At 57.9% G+C, this 4,980-nt stretch carries 4 protein-coding genes; all 4 read left to right on the forward strand.

The features are described 5' to 3' along the window. Nucleotides 1-1,183 (forward strand): YifB family Mg chelatase-like AAA ATPase (locus QVO51_RS01265; protein ID WP_288167709.1); only part of this gene is annotated, 1,183 nt, incomplete at its 5' end. A 28-nt stretch (nucleotides 1,184-1,211) separates the two neighbouring features. Further along, nucleotides 1,212-2,357, forward strand: a complete 1,146-nt coding sequence (locus QVO51_RS01270) for an FtsW/RodA/SpoVE family cell cycle protein (RefSeq protein ID WP_015558251.1) — start codon at nucleotides 1,212-1,214, stop codon at nucleotides 2,355-2,357. A gap of 10 nt (nucleotides 2,358-2,367) precedes the next feature. Continuing rightward, on the forward strand, nucleotides 2,368-3,102 hold the full coding sequence (locus QVO51_RS01275; protein WP_022356909.1) for a tRNA threonylcarbamoyladenosine dehydratase: 735 nt from the start codon (nucleotides 2,368-2,370) through the stop codon (nucleotides 3,100-3,102). 226 nt (nucleotides 3,103-3,328) lie between these two features. After that, complete coding sequence (gene guaA / locus QVO51_RS01280) at nucleotides 3,329-4,882, forward strand: glutamine-hydrolyzing GMP synthase (protein ID WP_022356910.1); 1,554 nt, start codon at nucleotides 3,329-3,331, stop codon at nucleotides 4,880-4,882. The last annotated feature ends 98 nt before the right edge of the window (nucleotides 4,883-4,980 follow it).

The raw sequence follows: 4,980 nt of genomic DNA on the forward strand, positions 1-4,980 counted from the left end.
GGTAAGCGGTGTGCTGCCCATGGTGCTGCTGGCACGGGAACAGGGCATCCGGCAGATTTTCCTGCCGGCTGACAATGCCTATGAAGCCTCTGTGGCATCCGGCATCGCCGTATACGGGGTGGAGAATGTGTCCCAGCTACTGGATCACTTTGACGGGGAGCATGCTCTGACCCCTCAGCCTGCCTATGTACCCACCGCCGTGGAGGCAGAACCGGTGCCGGATTTCTCCGACGTGCGGGGGCAGAACTTTGCAAAGCGTGCCCTGGAGATCGCAGCGGCAGGGGGACACAACACCCTGCTCATCGGCACTCCGGGCAGCGGCAAAAGCATGCTGGCAAAGCGTATGCCCGGGATCCTGCCGGAAATGACCTTCGGGGAATCCATCCAGACCACCAACATCCACTCGGTGGCAGGGCTTCTGAACCCCAGACAGCCTCTGGTAACGGTACGACCCTTCCGCTCTCCTCACCACACCATTTCTGCGGCAGGGCTGGCAGGGGGCGGCAGCATTCCCCATCCGGGAGAGATCTCCCTGGCACACAACGGACTGCTGTTCCTGGATGAGCTGGCGGAATTTGACCGGCGCACCCTGGAGATCCTGCGGCAGCCCCTGGAGGATCACACCGTAACCATTTCCCGGGCGTCCGGCACCATCACCTACCCCTGCTCCATTATGCTCATCGCTGCCATGAACCCCTGTCCCTGCGGTTATTACGGGCATCCTCAGCGCAAATGCACCTGCTCCCAGAACCAGGTACAGCAATATTTGTCCAAGGTATCCGGTCCCCTGCTGGATCGCTTTGATCTGCATGTGGACGTAGCACCGGTTTGCTTTGAGGATCTTACCGGTACCGGCAAGGAGGAATCCTCCGCTGACATCCGGGAACGGGTACAGGCAGCACGAAAGATCCAGCAGCAGCGCTTTACGGACACCGCCATCACCTGCAACGCCCAGATCACTCCGGATCTGCTCCGCACCTACTGTCCCATGACCGACCGGGCGCAGCAGCGGCTGAAGGATGTGTTTGAGCGGATGGGTCTGTCCGCCCGGGCATACGACCGGCTGCTGAAGGTTGCCCGCACCATTGCAGATCTGGACGGAGTGGAAACCCTGGATCTGCGGCATGTGACCGAAGCGGTTCAATACCGGAGCCTGGATCGGAAGTACAAAACCCATACATAACTACACAGATACCAAGGAAAGGAATTCCATGAAACGTGCCCTCCAACGGCTGTCTCAGTTCACGCACAAGCTGGACAAGCCCCTGTTCATTGCCGTTACTCTTTGTGCGTCTCTCAGCGTGGTGCTGATCTACTCCATTTATTACAATCATGTGGTCAGTTCCGTAGGCGCAAGCTATTACCAGACCCAGCTGGCAGCCATGCTCATCGGCTCTGTCGGCTGCCTGACCCTCACCGCTCTGGATTATCACAAGATCGCCAAGCTGTGGTTCCTCTACATGCCCTTGGCACTGGTGCTGGTGGGGCTTACCTTCACCTCCCTGGGCGTGCGCCGGGAGGGTGCGGATGACGTGGCATGGCTGAACCTGGGCTTTACCACCATTCAACCCTCCGAGTTTCTCAAGCTGGCGTTCATCCTCAGCTTTTCCTATCACCTGTCCCGGGACGAGGAGAACATCAACAAGCCTCTGCATTTGCTGCTGCTGTGCATCCACGGCGGCATTCCCACCCTGCTGATCTTTTTGCAAGGAGATTACGGCACTGCCGTGGTATTCATCGCCATGTTTGCCGTGATGCTGTTTTCCATGGGTCTGAAGCTCCGGTATATTCTTGCCGCCTTTGCCCTGGCAGGCGGCGCCGGGGTGGTACTGTGGAAATTCGTGCTGAAATCCGTCCACAAGAACCGGATCCTGGTGCTGCTGCATCCGGGCACGGATCCTTTGGGTCTGGAGTATCAGCAGGATCTGGGGCTGGCGTCCCTGGGCTCCGGTCAGGTATTCGGCAAGGGGCTGTTCGGGGCACAGGAATATGTCACCGTACCAGAGCTGCACAACGACTTCATCTTCGCCTGGATCGGGCAGGTGTTCGGCTTTGTAGGAACGGTGGCTGTGGTGGCGGTGCTCGCCTACATCTGTCTGAAAATATTCGCCGACAGCCGCTCCGCCAAGGATACCCTGGGCAAACTGATCTGCCTGGGGGTATTCGCCATGCTCTTTGCCCACTGCTTTATGAACATCGGCATGGTGCTCAAGGTGATGCCCGTTATCGGCATTCCCCTGCCCTTCTTCAGCGCCGGAGGCACAGCTATGTTAAGCATGTACCTGGCACTGGGACTGGTGCTCAGCGTCCATGCCCACAACGAGAAAAAATACCGCGTATTCTACGATGCAGAATAGGAGCCCTTTCATGATGCATGCATTTTCCCGGACAGAGCTGCTGCTTGGCAAGGAAGGAGTGGAGCGACTCCGGCAGGCATCCGTCTGTGTATTCGGCATCGGGGGCGTAGGCTCCTATGTGGTGGAGGCTCTGGCACGCAGCGGCGTGGGGCACCTGACTCTGGTGGATCACGATACGGTGAGCATCACCAACCTGAACCGACAGCTGGTGGCACTTCACTCCACCCTGGGCATGCAGAAGGTGGAGGTGGCACGCCAACGGATCCTGGACATCAACCCGGAGGCGCAGGTAACGGTGCACCCCTGCTACTACACCGGCAGTGAAGTGAATTTGCAGGGCTTTGACTTCATTGCGGATGCCATCGACTCGGTGACCTCCAAGCTGACTCTGATCGAAAAAGCCACTGCCGCCGGAATCCCCATCATTTCCTGCATGGGCACCGGCAACAAGCTGGATCCCTCCAGGCTGGTGCTGACGGACATCTCCAAAACCAGTCAGTGTCCCCTTGCCAAGGTGATGCGCATTTCCCTGCGGAAGCGGGGCATCCACCATCTGCCGGTGCTGTATTCCACAGAGCCGCCGGCACCCCACCTGGAGGAATCCGAGGAGCCGCAGGAGCACCGCAAAACCATCGGCAGCATGGCATTCGTGCCCGGCTGTGCAGGCTTGATGATCGCAGGGGAAATCATCCGTCGCCTGTCCCGGATAGAAGCTGCACCGCATGTACCGGAGAAGCGGGCATAACCCAACCGGTTTTTATGCAAACTGCCAAAAAGCCGCATTCCATTCGGCTTTTTAAGCTGTTTTCCCCTGCCCCACTTGCTTTTTTTGCGGAAAAATGGCATAATAAAAGAAATGTATGCAGCACCGCACAAGTCTGTGCGGCGGATGCTTCGTTCCCCATCCCGGCGATTCCGTCTGCCGAAAAAACGGAAACCGGCTGTCCTACAGCCGGGCATTGGAGTATGCTATGACACACCAGCTTTGCATCGTGCTAGATTTTGGCGGTCAGTACAACCAGCTGATCGCCCGCAGAGTCCGTGAATGCGGCGTATACTGCGAAGTGAAAAGCTATAAGACCCCCATTGAGGAGCTGCGGGCACTGAACCCGGTGGGCATCATTTTCACCGGCGGCCCCAACAGCGTGTATGACGACGCCTCCCCCCGGATCAGCCCGGAGATTTTTCAGCTGGGTATCCCGATCCTGGGAATCTGCTACGGCTGTCAGCTGATGGCGTATACCCTGGGGGGCAAGGTGGCTACCTGCATCACCTCTGAATACGGCAAGACGGAAACCACCTACGATCCGTCCTGCCTGCTGTTTGCGGACATCCAGGACATGCCGGAACAAGCCATCTCCTGGATGAGCCATACGGATTATATTTCCGAGCTGCCAGCAGGCTTCCGTGCCACCGCCCACACCCAGCACTGCCCGGTTGCAGCCATGGAAAACAAGGAGCAGAAGCTGTATGCGGTACAGTTCCATCCGGAGGTCAACCACACCCAGTTCGGCGTCCGCATGATCGACAACTTCCTGAAAAAGGTCTGCGGCTGCACCGGAGACTGGACCATGGGCAATTTCTGCAAGGCAACTGTACAGTCTCTCCGGAACCAGATCGGGTCGGATGGCCGGGTGCTGCTGGCACTGTCCGGCGGCGTGGATTCCTCCGTACTGGCTGCCCTGCTGGCGGAAGCCATCGGGGAGCGGCTGACCTGCGTATTTGTGGATCACGGTCTGATGCGCAAAAACGAAGGGGATGAAGTAGAGGCCGCATTTGCAAAGTGGGACGTAAACTTTGTCCGGGTCAATGCGGAGGAGCGATTCCTCAGCAAGCTGGCAGGGGTGGAAGATCCCCAGGAAAAGCGACACATCATCGGTGCGGAATTCGGTTATGTGTTCCGGGACGAGGCGGAACGCTTCGGCATCACCAAGCAGGACTTCCTGGCGCAGGGCACCATCTACCCGGACGTAATTGAGTCCGGTCAGGGGGATGCAGACGTGATCAAGAGCCACCACAACAAGCTGCTGCCTGCTGAAGTGGTTGCAAGATTCCAGGACGTACTGGAGCCTTTGAGCCTACTGTTCAAGGACGAGGTGCGGCAGCTGGGCAGGGAGCTTGGCTTGCCGGAATATCTGGTGATGCGGCAGCCCTTCCCGGGGCCCGGTCTTGCCATCCGGATCATCGGGGCAGTCACCAAGGAAAAGGCGGACACCCTGCGGGATGCGGACTGGATCTATCGGGAGGAAATTGCAAAGGCCGGGCTGGACAAGCAAATCAGCCAGTATTTTGCAGTGCTGACCAATTGCCGTTCCGTGGGCGTTATGGGCGACGGCAGAACCTATGATTACACCCTGGCGCTTCGGGGCGTTACCACCACGGACTTTATGACTGCGGACTTTGCCCGGATTCCCTATGAGGTTCTGGAGGTCATTTCCGCCCGGATCGTCAACGAGGTCAAGAACATTAACCGTATCGTGTACGATGTAACCACCAAGCCCCCGGCTACTATTGAGTGGGAATAATGCAAGCAATTGCTGAAATGGCGTAATACCGTGCTTTTCAAGGTGCGGTTGAGCTGAATGGCAACGATTTGGCAACATTTCTCGATTATCGGCAACAG

Source organism: Ruminococcus sp. CAG:379 (genome assembly GCF_000434255.1).
GTDB classification, from domain to species: Bacteria; Bacillota; Clostridia; order Oscillospirales; family Ruminococcaceae; genus Ruminococcus_F; species Ruminococcus_F champanellensis.

Coding starts and splice junctions, on each gene's coding strand:
- QVO51_RS01270 (WP_015558251.1), top strand. CDS start 1,212: ATGAAACGTGCCCTCCAACGGCTGTCTCAGTTCACGCACAAGCTGGAC.
- QVO51_RS01275 (WP_022356909.1), top strand. CDS start 2,368: ATGATGCATGCATTTTCCCGGACAGAGCTGCTGCTTGGCAAGGAAGGA.
- guaA (WP_022356910.1), top strand. CDS start 3,329: ATGACACACCAGCTTTGCATCGTGCTAGATTTTGGCGGTCAGTACAAC.